At 70.5% G+C, this 13171-nt stretch carries 12 protein-coding genes; 3 read left to right on the top strand and 9 right to left on the bottom strand.

Going from position 1 to position 13171, the window contains the following annotated elements; all coding sequences use genetic code 11:
• The 4 genes from Q0C81_RS07770 to Q0C81_RS07755 form a co-directional block, all read right to left on the bottom strand.
• Positions 1-1236, bottom strand: a 1236-nt coding sequence (locus tag Q0C81_RS07770) for an AAA family ATPase (protein ID WP_291836000.1), incomplete at its 3' end; no start/stop codon positions are given.
• Between the two features lie 13 nt (positions 1237-1249).
• Positions 1250-1882 carry a thioredoxin domain-containing protein gene (locus Q0C81_RS07765; RefSeq protein ID WP_291835997.1) on the bottom strand — a complete coding sequence of 211 codons (633 nt, stop codon included), beginning with the start codon at positions 1880-1882 and terminating at the stop codon, positions 1250-1252.
• 9 nt (positions 1883-1891) lie between these two features.
• A complete protein-coding gene (locus Q0C81_RS07760; RefSeq protein WP_291835994.1) occupies positions 1892-2533 on the bottom strand; it encodes a thioredoxin domain-containing protein in 642 nt (213 codons plus the stop codon).
• Positions 2534-2630: 97 nt separating this feature from the next.
• Entirely contained in the window at positions 2631-3188 is a 558-nt protein-coding gene (locus Q0C81_RS07755) for a DUF721 domain-containing protein (protein ID WP_291835991.1), read from the bottom strand.
• A 21-nt stretch (positions 3189-3209) separates the two neighbouring features.
• On the opposite strand from Q0C81_RS07755, the gene mutY reads away from it, so the two are divergent.
• Complete coding sequence (gene mutY, locus Q0C81_RS07750) at positions 3210-4244, top strand: A/G-specific adenine glycosylase (RefSeq protein ID WP_291835988.1); 1035 nt, start codon at positions 3210-3212, stop codon at positions 4242-4244.
• Positions 4241-4798 (top strand): isochorismatase family protein, encoded by a 558-nt coding sequence (locus tag Q0C81_RS07745; protein ID WP_291835985.1) that lies wholly within the window; start codon positions 4241-4243, stop codon positions 4796-4798. Before mutY ends, Q0C81_RS07745 begins: the two co-directional genes overlap by 4 nt.
• Here Q0C81_RS07745 and Q0C81_RS07740 read toward each other — a convergent pair.
• The 5 genes from Q0C81_RS07740 to Q0C81_RS07720 all read right to left on the bottom strand — a co-directional run bounded on the left by Q0C81_RS07740 (position 4795) and on the right by Q0C81_RS07720 (position 12597).
• Entirely contained in the window at positions 4795-6942 is a 2148-nt protein-coding gene (locus tag Q0C81_RS07740) for an amylo-alpha-1,6-glucosidase (RefSeq protein ID WP_291835982.1), read from the bottom strand. The genes Q0C81_RS07745 and Q0C81_RS07740 overlap by 4 nt on opposite strands.
• Positions 6943-7160: 218 nt before the next feature.
• Positions 7161-8273 carry a glycosyltransferase family 4 protein gene (locus Q0C81_RS07735; protein ID WP_291835979.1) on the bottom strand — a complete coding sequence of 371 codons (1113 nt, stop codon included), beginning with the start codon at positions 8271-8273 and terminating at the stop codon, positions 7161-7163.
• 143 nt (positions 8274-8416) lie between these two features.
• The gene (locus tag Q0C81_RS07730) at positions 8417-10471 is read right to left on the bottom strand and encodes an alkaline phosphatase D family protein (protein ID WP_291835974.1); all 2055 of its coding nucleotides are present in this window, start codon (positions 10469-10471) and stop codon (positions 8417-8419) included.
• Positions 10472-10572: 101 nt separating this feature from the next.
• The gene (locus Q0C81_RS07725) at positions 10573-11652 is read right to left on the bottom strand and encodes a site-specific DNA-methyltransferase (RefSeq protein WP_291835970.1); all 1080 of its coding nucleotides are present in this window, start codon (positions 11650-11652) and stop codon (positions 10573-10575) included.
• Positions 11653-11712: 60 nt separating this feature from the next.
• Positions 11713-12597 carry a hypothetical protein gene (locus Q0C81_RS07720; RefSeq protein WP_291835967.1) on the bottom strand — a complete coding sequence of 295 codons (885 nt, stop codon included), beginning with the start codon at positions 12595-12597 and terminating at the stop codon, positions 11713-11715.
• Between the two features lie 227 nt (positions 12598-12824).
• On the opposite strand from Q0C81_RS07720, the gene Q0C81_RS07715 reads away from it, so the two are divergent.
• Positions 12825-13171 (top strand): PEP/pyruvate-binding domain-containing protein (locus tag Q0C81_RS07715; protein ID WP_291835964.1); only part of this gene is annotated, 347 nt, incomplete at its 3' end.

Here is a 13171-nt window from a genome sequence, read left to right as displayed (position 1 = left end):
GACGCGGGCTTCGGCGTCCCTCTTGCGGGCGTTCTCGGCGGAGACGCGGGCCTCGACGGCGGCTACGGCGCCGGCGACGCGCTCGACCTCGGCGTCGGCGGCCTTGCGGGCGTCCTCGGCGGCGGTCAGGGCGGCGTCCAGCTGGGGTCCGCGCGCGGGGGCGGCGGCGATCTCGGCGGTCAGGGTCTCGAAGGCCTCGGTCAGGCGGGCCAGCTCGCTTTCGGCGTCCCCGGCCATGCCGGTCTCGCGCTCGATGTCGGCGGCGATGCGGACGCCTTCGCTCTTGAGGCGGTCGACCTCGGCGCGGGCGGCCTGTTCGGCCATGTCCAGCCGGTCGCGCTCAAGGCTGGCGCGGTGCAGCAGGGCGCCGGCGACGGCGTCCTCCTCGCGGGCGGGCTTCAGGGCTTCCTGGGCGTTGAGCGACGCCGTCTGCGCCCGGCCCGAGGCGGTGGTGGCTTCCAGAACGGCGCGGTCGGCCTCGGCCAGCTCCTGGGCGGCGGTCTCGGCGGCGACGCGGGCGTCGTTCCAGCGGACGAACAGCAGGGAGGCCTGAAGGGCGCGGATCTCGGCGGAGATCTTCTTGTATTTCTCGGCCTGCCGCGCCTCGCGCTTCAGCCGGGTCAGGGTGGTCTCCAGCTCGCGGCCGATGTCGTCCAGCCGTTCGAGATTGGTCTCGGCGGCCCGGAGGCGCAACTCGGCCTCGTGGCGGCGGGTGTGCAGGCCGGCGACGCCGCCCGCCTCTTCCAGGATGCGGCGGCGGTTCTGCGGCTTGGCGGCGATCAGCTCGCTGATCTGGCCCTGGCGGACCAGGGCGGGGCTGTTGGCGCCGGTCGAGGCGTCAGCGAACAGCAGCTGGACGTCGCGGGCGCGGACCTCCTTGCCGTTGATGCGGTAGGTCGAGCCCTGGCCCCGGTCGATGCGGCGCGAGACCTCGAGGATCGGGCTGTCGGTGAAGGGCTGGGGCGCACGCCGCTGGGCGTTGTCGATGGTCAGCTGGACTTCGGCGTGGCTGCGCGGCGGGCGGTTGGCGGCCCCGGCGAAGATGACGTCGTCCATGCCCTGGCCGCGCATGGCCTTGGCCGAGTTGGCGCCCATGACCCATCGCAGGCTTTCCAGGACGTTCGACTTGCCGCAGCCGTTCGGCCCCACGATGCCGGTCAGGCCAGGCTCGATATGGAACTCCGACGCGTCGACGAAGGATTTGAAACCGACAAGCCTGAGGCGCTGGAATTGCACCGGCGGCGGGGCTCTAGCGGGCCGCGGCGGCCGCGCGGACAGCGACCTCCAGACCGCCCAGGGAGCGGTCGGTCACGCGGCGGCCGTTGACGAAGAAGGCCGGGGTGGTGGTGGCGTCGGCGGCGATGGCGCCGTCGATATCGCGCTGGAGCGCCGTCCGGGTGGCGGGCAGGTTCACGCAGGCGTCGATCTGGGCCCGGGTGCGGCCGCTGGCGGCGATGGCCGGGTCGTACCAGTCTTCCTGCTTGCCGCCGCGCAGCAGGGCGGCCTGGCCGCTCATCAGGACCGAGGCGACGTCGAAGAATTTGTCCGTCGCCGCGCACCGGGCCAGGGCCGCGGCGGGCATGGACAGCTGTTCCGGATCGGTCGGCAGGTTGCGGAAGACGAACCGCACCTGGCCGGTGTCGATCAGGCGCTGCTTGAACAGCGGGAAGACGAACTGGTGCCAGTCCGCGCAGTGGTGGCAGGTGAAGGAGGCGTACTCGATCACCGTCACCGGCGCGTCGGCCCGGCCCAGCACGCGGTCGGACGCCGTGACGGGCGGCACCGGCTCGGTCGCCGCCGCCCGCGACGGCGCGGAGGCCGTCGCGATGGGCGCCAGCAGAGCCAGCCCCGCAAGCAGCAGGGATCGCCGGAGCGCCGTCACGGCCTGTCCTTACTTGGCCAGGGCGGCGTCGATCGCCGTCGAGAGGTCGGCCAGCGAAGCGCCGCTGTTCGAGCCCGGGGTGATCACGGTCACGCCGTTGACCAGGAAGGTCGGGGTGCCCGTCACGCCGTTGCGCTGGGCGGCGCGGTCGCGGTCGTCGCCGGCCTTCAGGTTGGCCGGGTCCTTGATGCAGGCCTCGATCTGCTGGTTCGACAGGCCGGCGCCGTTGCCGATCCGGTAGAGGGTGCTGCGGGGATCCGGACCCTGCAGTTCGGCGAGGTTGGCCATCAGCTCGTGGACCACGTCGAAATACTTGTCCTCGCCGGCGCAGCGCGCGACCGAGAAGCCGGCGCCGGCGACGTTGGCCGGCGGGGTGCGCAGTTCGCGGAAGACGTAGCGGACCTTCTGGGTGTCGACATACTTGGCCTTGAAGCCGGGCCAGGTCTCCTGCTGCCAGGCGGCGCAGTGGGGACAGGTGACCGAGGCGTATTCGATGACGGTGACCTTGGCGCCTTCGGCGGCGCCCAGGGCCATGTCGCCGTCGGCCGGGGCGCCGGCGTTGCCGGTGCAGCCGGCCAGGGTCGCCATGGCCGCGAGGGCCGCGGCGGTCATCGCCGCGCGGCGGCTCATGTCGGCGTAACGGAGCTTCATGGGATCTTCCTCACCTCGACGGGATTTCGGAGCATCGCGCGATTCCCCGCAAAGTCGCGCTGCCGTGATTTTCGAGAACAGGTGCGGCGAAGTTTTGTCAACGCCGCCCTTCGCCGCGATCCCCAAGAATGACGCGGCCCAGCCTTTCCAGCGCGCCCTTCAGCGCGTCGGGGGCGGCGGCGACGGAGGCCTTGAGCTCGGCTTCCTGATGGGCGGGCAGGGGGGCTGCGGCCGCGGCCTTGCGGGCGGGGAGGACCGGACTGTCGGGCAGGGGCTTCACCGGCCCCTGGGCGATGCGCAGCTTCTCCACCGTGCCCGGCCCGAGGAACAGGTTCACCCGCTGCAGGATCTCTTCAGACTGGTGCTGGACCAGCAGGGCCGCCGGACCGGCGACGCGGAGTTCCAGGGTTCCGCCGTTCTCGCCCCGGCCCTTGGTCAGTTTCTGCGGGCGGGTGACGCGGGCCAGCCGTTCGCCGACGATCTCGCGCCAGCGCGGCTCCAGCGCGCCGGCGCCGCGCCCAAGCTTGCCGTCCAGCTCCTTGATCAGCCCCTGCAGCGCGCGGCCCGCCTTGGGCGCCGGGCGCGGGGCCGGGCGCGTGCGGCGTCGCGACAGGATTTCCCGGGCTTCGGCTTCGGTGGGCAGCGGACGGCGCATTTCCGGGTTATAGCGCGGACGATGGCTTTCGTCCCCGCAGACGTTCCCGAGATCCGCCGCGCCCTGCTGGACTGGTACGACGCCCATGCGCGCGCATTGGTCTGGCGGTCGCCGCCGGGAACGACGGCGCGGCCCGATCCCTATCGGGTGTGGCTGTCCGAGGTGATGCTGCAGCAGACCACGACGCCGCACGCCACGCCTTATTTCCTGACCTTCACGACCCGCTGGCCGACCGTCTCCGATCTGGCGGCGGCCGAGGACGGCGAGGTGATGGCCGCCTGGGCGGGGTTGGGCTACTACGCCCGCGCCCGCAACCTGCTGGCCTGCGCCCGGGCGGTGGCAGGGGCGCACGGCGGGACCTTCCCGGACACGGAGGCGGGGCTGCTGGCCCTGCCGGGCGTGGGCGCCTATACCGCCGCCGCCGTGGCCGCAATCGCCTTCGGGGAAGCCGCCAATGTGGTGGACGGCAATGTCGAGCGGGTGATGTCACGCCTGTTCGCGGTGGAGACCCCGCTGCCCGCCGCCCGCCCCGAACTGCGAAGGCTGGCCGGATCGCTGGTGCGGGACCAACGGCCCGGCGACTGGGCGCAGGCCCTGATGGACCTGGGCGCGACCATCTGCCGTCCGAAATCGCCGCTGTGCGGGGACTGTCCCGTGACGGCCTGGTGCGCCGGCCATGCCTCCGGTCAGCCGGAGCGCTATCCGCTGAAGCTGAAGAAGGCCGAGCGGCCGCATCGGTCCGGCGTCGCCTGGGTGCTGCGCGACGGGCGGGGGCGGGTGGCGCTGGTCCGGCGGCCAGACAAGGGACTGCTGGGCGGAATGCTGGGCCTGCCGACCTCGGACTGGAGCGCCGCGCCTGACCTTGCGCCGCCGGCGGCGGCGGACTGGCGCGAGGCGGGGTTCGTCGAGCATGTCTTCACCCATTTCAGCCTGACGCTGGAGGTGCGGGTCGCTGAGGGGAGCGGTGACTTCGTCTGGACGCCGGTGGAGGAGGCGCTGGGCGCGCTGCCGACCGTGTTCCGGAAGGCGCTGGAGAGAGGATTGGGCGCACCATGACCGACACCGCTCACGCCCTGATCGTCGTCGACGTCCAGCGGGCCTTTGTGATCGGCGCCGACGCCGTTCCCGGGCATCAGGCGCTCATGGGTGCGGTGGGCGTGCTGCTGGAGCGAGCCCGCGCGGCGGGCGCGCCGGTGATCTTCCTGCAGAACGACGGCCCCGAGGGCGCGCCGGATCAGCCCGGGACCGACGGCTGGGCGCTGGCCCTCGATGTCCGGCCCGGCGGGATCGTGCTGCGCAAGACGGACGACGACGGCTTCGAAGGGACGGCGCTGGAAGCCCTGCTGAGGGAACGGTCCGTCGAGGCGATCGCCCTGTGCGGCGTGCTGTCCGAGATGTGCGTGGCGGCCACCGCGCGCGCCGCCCTGGACCGCGGTTTCACGGTCCTGCTGCCCCACGACGCGCACGCGACCTACGACGTGCCGCCCGGTCCCGGCGGATCGCCCGGCGTGCCCGCGGCCCTGGCCGCCCGCGCCGCCGAATGGTCGCTGGGCGACGAGATCGTGATCCCGGGCGCGGCGGACCAGGTGGTCTTCAGCCCGCCCGCCTAGCCCAGGGTCCGCACCTTAACCGCCCCCTCGCGCCGTCGGGGCATGGCCACCGTCCGGTTTCCAAGCTGCTGGAAGGTCAGGTCCACGAGGCCGTCGCCGACCTGAAGGCCCGTGACGTTCAGCCGGTCGATGCCGGCGGGCAGGACCGGATCGTCGATCTCGACCACGCCCTCGACGGCGTCGATGTTCACCCCCAGCGCCGCCTGCAGCATCAGGAAGACCGAGCCCGCGGCCCAGGCCTGGGGCAGGCAGGCGACCGGATAGGCGATGGGGGGCTCTCCCGTCGCGCGTTCGAAGCCGCAGAACAGCTCGGGCAGGCGCAGACGGAAATGGGCCGCCGCCGCATAGATCTCGCCCAGCAGCAGGGCAACCGCGCGGCGCTCGCCGTAGCGGGCCATGCCCGCCGCCGCCATGGCGGTGTCGTGGGGCCAGACCGAGCCGTCGTGATAGCTCATCGGATTGAAGCGGGCCTGACCCGTGGCCAGGGTCCGAACGCCCCAGCCCGAGCGGAACTCGGCCGACAGCAGCCGTCTGGTCACCTTCAGCGCCCGTTCGCGCGACGGCAGGCCGGTGAACAGCAGATGCCCGGCGTTCGAGCCGATGGCCCGGCATTGCGCCCCGTCGCCGTCCAGGGCGATGGCGTAGAAGCCCTCGTCCTCCATCCAGAACCGGTCCTCGACCAGGGCGCGCACATCTTCGGCGCGGGCGGCCCATTCGGCCTGCCGGTCATCGCCCAGCGTCTTCGCCAGATCGGCCACGGCCTGCCAGGCGGCGTAGGCGTAGCCCTGCACCTCCAGCAGGGCGATGGGCCCTTGGGGGAAGCGGCCGTCGGCGTGGAAGATGGAGTCCTCGCTGTCCTTCCAGCCCTGGTTGGACAGGCCGGTGTCGGCGCCGCGCTGGTAGCTGATCAGGCCGTTCTTCTGGATGTCGCCGTAGTCCTTCATCCAGCCGATGGCGGCGATCAGATTGGGCCACAGCTCCCGGATCAGCTCGAAATCGCCGGTGCGTCGCGCATAGGCGCCGGCCAGGGCCACGAACAGGCAGGTGGTGTCGACCCCGCCGTAATAGAGGCCGAACGGCACCTCGCCGAGGCCGCTCATCTCGCCGCCGCGGGTCTCGTGCATGATCTTGCCGGGGGCCGAGTCCTGGAAGGCCGAGACCTCGGTCGCCTGACGCTTCGCCAGATAGGTCAGCACCCCCTTGGCCAGCGACGGGTCCAGCCACAGCATCTGCCAGGCGGTGATGATCCCGTCGCGCCCAAACGGCGTCGAGAACCACGGCACCCCCGCATAGGGATAGGGGCCGGTCGGCAGGTCGGTGGTCAGCAGGGCGACGTCGGCGCGGCTCTGGTCCAGCCAGTCGTTGAAGCGCGGGCTGCGTGGGCCCCGCAGCGAGGCGCCCCGGCGGCGGCGGCGGCGCATCGCCAGCCGCGCCTCGATGGCGTTCAGGCGGAACCGCGCCTCGTCCGGCTGGTCGCAGCTGTCGAGGCCGCATTCGATGTAGAGGTCGACCCGCTTGCCCATGGGCAGGCTGAACATGAAGTCCGCGCGGGCGCCGGTCAGCCGGGCGGGCGGCTCGGAGAAGGCGAGGCAACTCGTACGTTCGACCTTATCCAACCCGGTGTAGGCGAAGGTGACGCGGCGGCCGTCGTGGGTCGGGGCCTCGGACGCGCCGCGCTTCAGCCGGGGCGTGCCGCGCACCTGGAAGATGTCGGCGAAGTCGGCGCCGAACTCGAAGCCCAGCGGCAGCAGCACGTCCTCGACGCCGTGGTTGACCATCCGCACCCGCTCGAACAGCCGCCGGTCCCAGATGAAGCGCCGCCGCTCGATGTGCAGCACCCCCGCCGGGGCCGAACGCCCGCCCATGGGGGGCAGGGGACGGTTGGTCGTGTGGCAGATGAAGAAGACGTTGTCCTGGCTGACGCCCGAACTGAGCCGCGAGGGCCGGACGCCGCCCACGGTCATCACGAAGCGGGACAGCAGGCGGGTGTCATGGTCGAACAGGCCGTCGGCCCCGCCCTTCAGGTCGCCCCAGTGGTCGGCCACGCAGAAGGTGTCGGCGTCCTTGAGCGCCATCAACTGCTCGAGGCCGTCGGCTTCCCCGCTGTCGGCGGCGGTCGTCTGGACCGAATAGGCGTCGTCCATGAGGCTCCTCGACGGCGGTTCAGGTCAGTCCCGAGCCTTCCATCCGAATGCGGGCGCTTGATGGCCGCCAGAGCGAAATCGGTTCGGATGCGCATCCGAGTTCAGATTTCGCTCCAGCATCAAGCGAGAGCCTGATTCACGGCATCGATGGACCGCGAAGCGATCCCTCTCAACCGATCAGGCTCTGGTTGGGATAATGGACGAACCCGCGTCGGGGTTCAGGCGGAGGCCGCGAAAGTGCGGTCCTCGGTCAGGCGAAGGGGCCTGACCACGTCGTCCAGCGGCGGCTCCGCGAAGGGGCGGCGGGCCAGCAGGTCGCCATAGACGTCCAGATAGCGGCGGGCCATGGCTGTGGATGAGAAGCGCAGCTCGAACCGCGCCCGGATGGCCTCGCGATCCAGCAGGTGCGCACGGCCGGCGGCGGCCACGGCCTGCTCCAGGGTGTCGACCAGGAAACCGGTCTCGCCGTCCTCGATGATCTCGGGCGTCGAGCCGCAGCGGAAGGCGACCACCGGCGTGCCGCAGGCCATGGCCTCGATCATCACCAGGCCGAAGGGCTCGGGCCAGTCGATGGGGAACAGCAGGGCCTCGGCGCCGCCCAGGAAGGCCGACTTCTGGTGGTCGCCGATCTCGCCGACGAACTCGACCAGCGGGTTGGCCTCGACCATCGGCCGGATGACGGTTTCCCAATAGGCGGCGTCCGCGGCGTCGACCTTGGCCGCCATCTTCAGCCGCTTGCCCAGCCGCGTGGCGATCTCGATGGCCCGGTCCGGGCGCTTCTCGGGCGAGATGCGGCCGAGGAAGGCGAGATAGCCCTCGGGCTTGTCGTTGAAGACGTAGAGGTCCGCCGGCATGCCGTGATGCACCGTGGCCTTCCAGCCGGCGAAGGGCAGGGGGCGGCGCTGGTCATCGGAGATCGACACCAGGCCGAACTGCGGCCAGCGCTGGTAGACCCCGGCCAGGTCCTTCAGATCCAGCCGCCCGTGCAGGGTGGTGACGGTCTTGTCCGCCCACCGCTCGAAGAACGGGAAGTGGATCATGTCGGTGTGGAAGTGGATGATGTCGAAGTCGTCGGCGCGCTTCAGCACCTCGGCCAGCATGGTCATGTGGGCGGCGAGGTCGGATTTCAGCGGCGCGGGGTCCAGGCGGATCGCCTGGTCGCGCACCGGGACCAGCCGCGCCCGGGTCTCGGCCTCGGCGGAGGCGAACAGGGTGACGTCGTGCCCCAAATCGACCAGGGCGTCGGTCAGATGGGCGACGACCCGTTCGGTTCCGCCGTAGAGCTTGGGCGGCACGGCTTCGTACAGCGGCGTGACTTGCGCGATCTTCATGGCTCAGGTTCCCGACACCCGACGGGGCGCCGGATTGTCCAACTGTCTCGCAAGTGCGAAGTTCCGCGAACGCGGATTTTTCCTGTGCAAACTGCGCAGGTTACGGCGCGCTCAATGTCGGATACCGCACATTTCTCCGACGGTTAGACCGCCAGCCCCGGGTCGCCTTCCAGGACGTCCTGCCTCAGCTCTGGACGTTCCCCCGCCTTCCAAAGCGAGACGCGGTGAACCACGCGATAGCGCAGCGGTCCGCCGTCGTCCGTCTCGGCGCGCTCCAGCGGTATGGGCATGCAGACGAATTCGGTTTCCAGTTCATCCGGCGTCGCCCGCACCGTCGTGTAGCCGTGGCCGGCGTAGTCCAGGAATTCGAGGTGGGGCGCCAGTTCGGGATTGCTCGCCGCCCGCGCCTGGGCGGGGTCTCCCGTCTCCTTCAGGACCAGCGACGACCGCACCCCGTGCATCAGGGTCATGTTCCAGCTGCACTCCATCGCGCCGTCGGGCCGGTCGTGGATATTGAGCGCCCGCAGGGGACGGTCCTTCGGCATGGTCAGCTGCTGGACCTCGCTCAGGGTCTGGGCCGAGATCGAGCCGGTGACGAACTCTACGCCGACCGGATCGAAGGCGCGCGGCGGCAGGGTCTTGGAGGGATAGCCGGCCCAGAAGGCGTGCCGGTCGCCCGCGACGATGGTGAAGCCCGTGATCCCTTCCTGGCGGACCATGTCGAAGACCTCGCCGTGCTCGAGGCCGTAGGCGCCGGTCGTCACGCCATATCCCGCGCCCTTGGGCCACTGGTCCGCGAACGCTTCGGGCAGGTTCTGGGGATCGGTGCGGCCCGTCAGCGTGCCGAACGAATGACCCCAGATCTTCCACGGGGCCTGGGCGGCGCGAAGCCGGTCCTTGAACCAGGCCATCTGCTCAAGGCCGAGGTAGGCTTCCGGCGGCGCGTCCACGTGCGGATTGGGAAACTCGATATCGTCGCCGACGCGAATGACGGCCGGCGGATGGCCGCCCGCGTAGTCCCGGGCCTGATCCAGGGCTTCGAGCATCTGTTCGGGCATGGCGCCGAACTTGATCGCCGGAAGTCCCTCATAGCTGCCGCCCGGCGACCCGAACGACCGATTGTCGGTCAGGATCATGTCGACGTTCTTGCCGTACCGGAACGCCCGCTGGATCTGCAGCGCCTTGATCGCGGCCAGATTGTTGGGCTCCAGCCCGACGCCCCGCGCGTCCAGCTCGGCCAGCGGCTTGTTCTCGACCGGCGGCGCCTCGAAGACGTCGCCGGCGCCGGGTTTGCGGACGCGCGCGGGCTGGTACTCGTACCAGGCCTGGCTGGCCGCGACCTTCAGCGTCTGGGCCGGCCGGATCTCACCGTTGATGATCTGCTGGCTCTGGTAGGAGCGCCAGTTGAACTCATGATTGTCCCAGACGGGAACGAACGGCCAGCGGGCCCGGGCGTCCTGCAGGTCGGGGTCCGACAGATAGCCCTTGTAGGCCGTGCGGTAGTCGTCAAGGTTCGCCGGGATGTGGAAGGTGCTGACCTTCTCGCCGGTCGGGTAACGCACGATGTCGCGCAGGCGGCGTCCGCGCTCCACGCCGTTCGGCCGTTCCTCGGGATACCAGACCAGTTCATAGATGAAGTCGCCCAGATGCAGGACGAAGCCCAGCTGCTCGGCGTGCGGCCGGCGCGCGTCCTCGTGGATCATGCGGCGATAGGCGTTCAGGGCGCCCTGGGTGACGTCCTGGCAGCTGACGAAGGCGAAGGTCACCGGCCGGTCGTCGTCGTCCGCCGGCGCCGTCAGGGTGCGCCCGACGCGGCTGGCGTTCCCCGCCTCGTCGATGAAGCGGTACCAGTACTCCCGCGCCGGCCTCAGTCCCGCGGCCAGGAAGCGGCAGGTCCAGTCGGTCGCCGGGGTCACGGCGACGTCGCCGCGCGCGACCACCCGCGCGAACGCGGGATCGTCGGCGACCTCGACCGTCAGGCGGTGGGACGCCGCGCCCTCGTCCGGCTGGCGGCGCGTCCACAGGATCACGCTGTCCGCCCGGGGATCGCCCGAGGCGACGCCGTGTGGAAACAGGTCGCGACGTTCGCCGCGCGGGACCGGCGCAGCCCGCGCGGACGTCGGTCGGAACGCCAGCGCCGCGCCCAGCGCAGCAGCCTGGGCGGCGAACGCGCGCCGCGACAGTGAGACCTTGTCCATGTCGTCCTCCCGCGGCGAGCAGGCGCTCGCCGCGACGACCGGTCAACTTACAGTCTCGTAACGCGGGTCGCCCGTTTCCGGAGCGGCTCGGCGCGAGCGGCCTACTGCATCCCGGCGCGGATTTCGGCGCGCAGGGCGTCGATCGAGCGCAGGCCCTGGTCTGACTTGAAGCGCCAGTAGGTCCAGCCGTTGCAGGCCGGGGCGTTCTCGAACAGGGCGCCCATCTTGTGGATCGAGCCGCTCAGTTCGCCGGAGACCAGCGAGCCGTCGGCGCGGACGCGGGCCTCGCGCTCGCCCTTGGGGCAGTACAGGCGGTCGCCCGGACGCAGCAGGCCGGCCTCGACCAGGGCGCCGAACGGCACCTTGGGCTCGTTGCGCTTGGAGCCCATGACAGCCAAGTCTTCCGGCGCGGCCGGGATGACGGCCTTGATGCGCTTCTCGGCGACGTCGGCGTAGGTCTGGTCCCGCTCGATGCCTATGAAGCGGCGGCCCAGCCGCTTGGCGGCGGCGCCGGTGGTGCCGGTGCCGAAGAAGGGATCCAGCACCACGTCGCCCGGCTTGGTCGCCGACAGCAGAACGCGGTGCAGCAGGGCCTCGGGCTTCTGGGTCGGATGGGCCTTCTTGCCGTCGGCGTCCTTGATCCGCTCCTCACCGGTGCACAGGGCCAGCGTCCAGTCCGAGCGCATCTGGGTGTCTTCGTTGAAGGCCTTCAGGGCGTCGTAGTTGAAGGTGTAGCGCTTCTGCTCGCGGCTACGGGCGGCCCAGATCAGGGTCTCGTGGGCGTTGGTGAACCGGGTGCCCTTGAAGTTCGGCATCGGGTTCGACTTGCGCCAGATGATGTCGTTCAGCACCCAGAAACCCAGGTCCTGGATCGCGGCGCCGAGGCGGAAGACGTTGTGATAGCTGCCGATCACCCAGATGGAGCCTTCCGGCTTCAGCACGCGGCGGCACTCTTTCAGCCAGGCGCGGGTGAAGGCGTCGTACTCGGCGAAGCTGTCGAACTTGTCCCAGTCGTCATCGACCGCATCGACCTTGGAGTTGTCGGGGCGCAGCAGGTCGCCGCCCAGCTGGAGGTTATAGGGCGGGTCGGCGAAGACCATGTCGACCGAGGCGTCCGGCAGCGAACGCAGCACCTCGATGCAGTCGCCCCGGTGGATGACGTCGGTCTTGAGTTCGGACATGGAAACGCGGCCCCGGCACAATGAGAACCGACAGGGTGAATCCTTACGGTTAAGGCGGGGTTATTCCGGCGCCGACCGTGCGGCTTCCGCATCCGCCTTCACCGCCTGGGCAGGCAGGTTCGGCGCGCTGATCTGAATGTCGCCCTCCAGCTGATGCCCGGCCTCCAAGTCCGCGATCGTCTGAAGCTCGGCCAGCGCGGTGGCGTTGCCGGGGTCCGAGACAAGCGACGCCTCATAGGCCGCTCGGGCTTCATGGAGGCGATCCAGTTCGATCAGCGTGTAGCCCAGCCGACGTTGCAGAGAGCCTGGATCCACCTCGATCAACGGATCGCCGGATGCGAGCGCGGCCTTCACCAGCAGATAGGCCTCGTCCCATCGGCGTTCGCCGTGCAGCGCCACGAGCTTCTCGTTCAGCAGCATCCTGTCGAACGGTTGCAGGGCGAGCGCCCGGTCCAGAACCGCATGGGCCGCGGCGAAGTCCCGGCGATCAACCGCGGCGCTGCCCAGCAGGAAGGCGATGTTCGGATAGACGTTGGGCCGGGCAATGACCTTGATCTCGCCGCCGCCACGCGCGGATTCGACGCCGCTGATCCGATGGGCCAGGGCCACGATCTCGTCGCGGTCGTCAGCGCGGATCAGCCAACCGCCGGGGATTTCCTGCATGACCGGATAGGTCGCGGGCGCGCGGTTCATGGCCTCGGTGAGGGCGGGAACATGCGTCTGCAGCGCAGTGAAGCCGCCCGTCTGAGTGGCGTTCAGGGCGGCGACATAGGTTTCGTTGTCGGCGCGCTCGGCCTCGGCCGGGCCGTCGGCCTGTACGTTGACGTGGACGCGCGCACGGGCCGCCTCGGGCGCCGGCGACGCCGACTGGGCCAGCGCCAGCCCCGACGAGAACGTCAGAACGGACAGCAGAACGCTCGCCAGCAGTCGGTTCCGGAACGCCATCTTCATCTCCCCATCAGCCAGCCACTGTCACCCGCGACCCCGGGCTCCGGCAATGGGCGAGCGGCGAGAACGTCCAATCGGCGACGGATCGAGGCGGAACCGTCACAGGCGCTCACGTTTTGTTACGCGCTCGGCCTCGCCTTGCCGCGCCTTGCGGGGTAAGCGGGGCGCATACGCCGCGAGCGGAGCGAATCCGCCGCGCACAGACCACGGTTCAGGGGCTGTCTATGACGCAGTGGGTGTACGGTTTCGGCGGCGGCTCGGCCGACGGCGACGCTTCGATGAAGAACCTTCTCGGCGGCAAGGGCGCGAACCTGGCCGAGATGTCCTCGCTGGGCCTGCCGGTCCCGCCGGGCTTCACGGTCACCACCGAAGCCTGCAATCATTATTATGCGCAGGGGCAATCGTATCCCGCCGACCTCGCCGCCCAGGTGAAGGCCGGGCTTGCCAAGGTCGAGGGCATCGTCGGCAAGACCTTCGGGGACGCGAAGAACCCGCTGCTGGTCTCGGTCCGCTCGGGCGCCCGCGCCTCGATGCCGGGGATGATGGACACGGTCCTGAACCTGGGCCTCAA

It is taken from the genome of Brevundimonas sp. (genome assembly GCF_023259385.1).
Classification (GTDB): Bacteria; Pseudomonadota; Alphaproteobacteria; order Caulobacterales; family Caulobacteraceae; genus Brevundimonas.
The sequence above is the reverse complement of the archived record's forward strand: the minus strand, read 5'-3'. Positions and strand labels throughout refer to the sequence as shown.

Bases quoted from the DNA above. Each gene is read 5' to 3' on its own strand.
- Q0C81_RS07745 (WP_291835985.1), top strand. From the start codon at position 4,241: ATGACCGACACCGCTCACGCCCTGATCGTCGTCGACGTCCAGCGGGCC.
- Q0C81_RS07740 (WP_291835982.1), bottom strand. From the start codon at position 6,942: ATGGACGACGCCTATTCGGTCCAGACGACCGCCGCCGACAGCGGGGAA.
- Q0C81_RS07755 (WP_291835991.1), bottom strand. From the start codon at position 3,188: ATGCGCCGTCCGCTGCCCACCGAAGCCGAAGCCCGGGAAATCCTGTCG.
- Q0C81_RS07720 (WP_291835967.1), bottom strand. From the start codon at position 12,597: ATGGCGTTCCGGAACCGACTGCTGGCGAGCGTTCTGCTGTCCGTTCTG.
- Q0C81_RS07725 (WP_291835970.1), bottom strand. From the start codon at position 11,652: ATGTCCGAACTCAAGACCGACGTCATCCACCGGGGCGACTGCATCGAG.
- Q0C81_RS07760 (WP_291835994.1), bottom strand. From the start codon at position 2,533: ATGAAGCTCCGTTACGCCGACATGAGCCGCCGCGCGGCGATGACCGCC.
- Q0C81_RS07735 (WP_291835979.1), bottom strand. From the start codon at position 8,273: ATGAAGATCGCGCAAGTCACGCCGCTGTACGAAGCCGTGCCGCCCAAG.
- mutY (WP_291835988.1), top strand. From the start codon at position 3,210: ATGGCTTTCGTCCCCGCAGACGTTCCCGAGATCCGCCGCGCCCTGCTG.
- Q0C81_RS07730 (WP_291835974.1), bottom strand. From the start codon at position 10,471: ATGGACAAGGTCTCACTGTCGCGGCGCGCGTTCGCCGCCCAGGCTGCT.